The following is a 3,814-nucleotide window of genomic DNA, read 5'->3' on the forward strand; positions in this document are numbered from 1 at the left end:
AGGTTCTATGTTAACTGCAGGAGACGCTGTTACCACAACACAATTAATTTATGTTTATGCAGAGACGGCTACAACACCAAATTGTACAGATGAGAATAGTTTTACAGTAACGATTGTACCAGGAGTTACAGTAGATGCTCCATCTGATGTAACAGCATGTGATAGTTATGTATTACCGGTTCTTACCAGTGGAAATTATTATACAGGTCCAGGAGGGACAGGTTCTATGTTAAATGCAGCAGATGTAATTACAACGACACAGTTGATTTATGTATATGCAGAGACAGGTACGACACCAAACTGTACGGATGAGAATAGTTTTACCGTAACGATAAATACAACACCAGTAGCCGATGCTCCGTCTGATGTTACGGTTTGTGATAGTTATGTGTTACCAGCATTAACAGTAGGTAATTATTATACAGGAGTAGGAGGGACAGGTTCTATGTTAACTGCAGGAGATGTAATTACAACAACTCAATTAATTTATGTATATGCAGAGACAGGTACAACACCAAATTGTACGGATGAGAATAGTTTTACGGTAACAGTAAATCCAACTCCAGTAGCTGATGCTCCATCTGATGTAACAGCATGTGATAGTTATGTATTACCAGCTTTAGCAGTAGGTAATTATTATACAGGAGTAGGAGGTACAGGAGCAATGATAGCTTCAGGTACAGCTATTACAACGACACAGTTAATTTATGTATATGCAGAGACAGGCACGATACCAAACTGTACGGATGAGAATAGTTTTACCGTAACGATAAATACAACACCAGTAGCCGATGCACCAGTTGATGTTACAATGTGCGATAGCTATGTGTTACCAGCACTTACTGTTGGTAATTATTATACAGGATCAGGAGGGACAGGTTCGATGTTAACTGCAGGAGATGTAATTACCACAACACAGCTGATTTATGTTTATGCAGAGACAGGCACAACACCAAATTGTACAGATGAGAATAGTTTTACAGTAACGATAAATCCAACTCCAGTAGCTGATGCTCCATCTGATGTAACAGCATGTGATAGTTATGTATTACCAGCATTAGCAGTAGGTAATTATTATACAGGAGTAGGAGGCACAGGAACAATGATAGCTTCAGGTACAGCTATTACAACGACACAGTTAATTTATGTATATGCAGAGACAGGTACAACACCAAATTGTACAGATGAGAATAGTTTTACCGTAACGATAAATACAACACCAGTAGCCGATGCACCAGTCGATGTTACAATGTGTGATAGTTATGTGTTACCAGCACTCACTGTTGGTAATTATTATACAGGAGTAGGAGGGACAGGTTCTATGTTAACTGCAGGAGATGTAATTACAACAACTCAATTAATTTATGTTTATGCAGAGTCAGGTACGACGCCAAATTGTATAGATGAGAATAGTTTTACCGTAACAATAAATGTTACCCCATTAGCCGATTCTCCAGCAGATATTACGGTTTGTGATAGTTATGTATTACCAGCATTAACAGTAGGTAATTATTATACAGGATCAGGAGGTACAGGTTCTATGTTAACTGCAGGAGACGCTGTTACCACAACACAATTAATTTATGTTTATGCAGAGACGGCTACAACACCAAATTGTACAGATGAGAATAGTTTTACAGTAACAGTGAATCAAACACCTCAGTTGATATCTTTGACTGGTAATGGACCTATTTGTGAAGGACAGGATGCTATATTTACCATAACAGGTACAGCAGGAGCTCAGGTTGATTATACTTTGAATTCTATAGTACAAAATACTATAATTCCAGCTTCAGGGGTAGCGACTATTGTTGTAGCAGGGGCTACGGCAGATCAAATAATAATACTTTCTCAGATACAAAACACCACTACACTGTGTAGTGCTAGTTTAACTAATACTGCAACGGTTTCAGTTATTGCTTTGCCAACAGCTAGTATTGATGCACAAAGTAATGCGGTTTGTTACAATAGGAATACGACTTTATTATTTACAGGTACACCAAATGCAACGGTTTCATTTACAGATGGGACATCCATTTATAGTGTTACTTTAGATGCATCAGGATTGGCAAATTATACAACACCAAATTTAACAGTTGATACGACTTATAATATAACCAGCGTATCAACAGCAACGACGCCATCATGTTCTCAAATAGTGACAGATAGTGAAATCATAACGATTAGTCCTACACCAACAATAACAAATGTTACTTATACAAATACTATTTGTTCAGGAACGATGACGGATTTTGTGGTGAATTTGAACAATACTACTTCATATGTTTGGAGCGCTACTATTACTAATATTGATAATACGACTTATGTTCAATCAGGAGATCAGACAGATATTAATCAAATAGCAACTTTACAAAATGGATTAGATTTAGGTTATATTACAATGCAAATTACACCAGTTTTGGCAGGTAGTAGTTGTGCGGGTACTACAGAGCAGTTTATAGTTACCGTTACACCAGTTCCTGTTATAATAGATATTGTAGAGAGTAGTTTGTCAGTTTGTTCATCAGATACAGTACAAGTATTGATAACAGGTAATTTAGCTAATGTGAATTATAATTGGTCCGCTTATTTAAATGGAGTAATTGTTAATTCAGGAATTACCTCAGGAACCACAACAGGAACTATTGATTTAACAGTAGAAGTAGCGGATGTAACTCAATCAGGAGATTTATATTTTGAAATCACACCAGTATTGGGTAGTTGTACAGGACAAATGCAAACGAGTGATCTTATTACGGTGAATCCAATACCAGGAGCTGTTGTATCTTCACCAGATGCAGCTATTTGTAGTGGGGAATTAGTAGCAGATGCTATTGATATTCAAATTGGGTATCCAAATTTAGTAGGAACGACAGTAGAGTGGGTTGTTCAGAGTGTAACAGGAGTATCAGGAGCTACTAGTGGTTCGGCAAGTACTTCACCATTTGAAATTCCAGATACACTAACAACCACTGGAAATACTCAAGGAGTTGTAGTATATCGAGTTTGGACAGTTTCATCTACTGGTTGTAGAGGAGCGTATACAGATTTTACGATTTATGTAAATCCATTACCACAGCCTGTTTTAGAAGATGGTTCAATTTGTGTGGAATTAGCTACAGGATTAGTCTTCCAAAGTCATTTATTAGATTCAGGTATCCCAAACACATCTGATTATCAATTTACTTGGTATTATAATGGAAATGTAATTGGCGCAGCAAATCAGAGTACCTATGAGGCAGAACAAGCAGGAGACTACTATGTTTTAGTTCAAAATACGCTAACCAATTGTGAGAATATATCTAATATAGTAAATGTTACAGAGATAAATAGTGCAACAGATTTTACCTACACAATAACTGATGCCTTTACAGATAATGCTACAATAAGTATAACAGTTATAGATGGAAATGGAAGTTTCTTATATCAATTAGATGATCAAGATTTACAGAGTTCTAGTGTTTTTACAGGAGTAAGATCAGGCACACATCAGTTAACAGTAGTAGATCAGAAAGGGTGTACATATTTAACAAAAGAGATAATGATAATCGATTATCCAAAATTCTTCACTCCTAATGGAGATGGATATAATGATTATTGGAATATTTTTACCTTGAGAGACCAACCTAAGGCAAAAATTTATATCTTTGACCGATACGGTAAATTGATAAAGGAAATCAGTCCGTTAGGAGAAGGATGGGACGGAACCTTTAATTCAAAGCAACTACCATCCACAGATTACTGGTTTACTGTAGAATATCAAGAAAACCAACAAAGTAAAGTATTTAAAGCACATTTTTCATTAAAACGATAA

At 36.3% G+C, this 3,814-nt stretch carries 1 protein-coding gene; it reads left to right on the plus strand.

Annotation, left to right across the window (positions count from 1 at the left end; genetic code table 11):
- The coding region (locus FIA58_RS21050) for a T9SS type B sorting domain-containing protein (RefSeq protein WP_140964665.1) at nt 1-3,814 on the plus strand (3,814 nt) is incomplete at its 5' end.

Origin of the sequence: Flavobacterium jejuense (genome assembly GCF_006491595.2) — a bacterium.
In the GTDB taxonomy this organism is placed as follows: domain Bacteria; phylum Bacteroidota; class Bacteroidia; order Flavobacteriales; family Flavobacteriaceae; genus Flavobacterium; species Flavobacterium jejuense.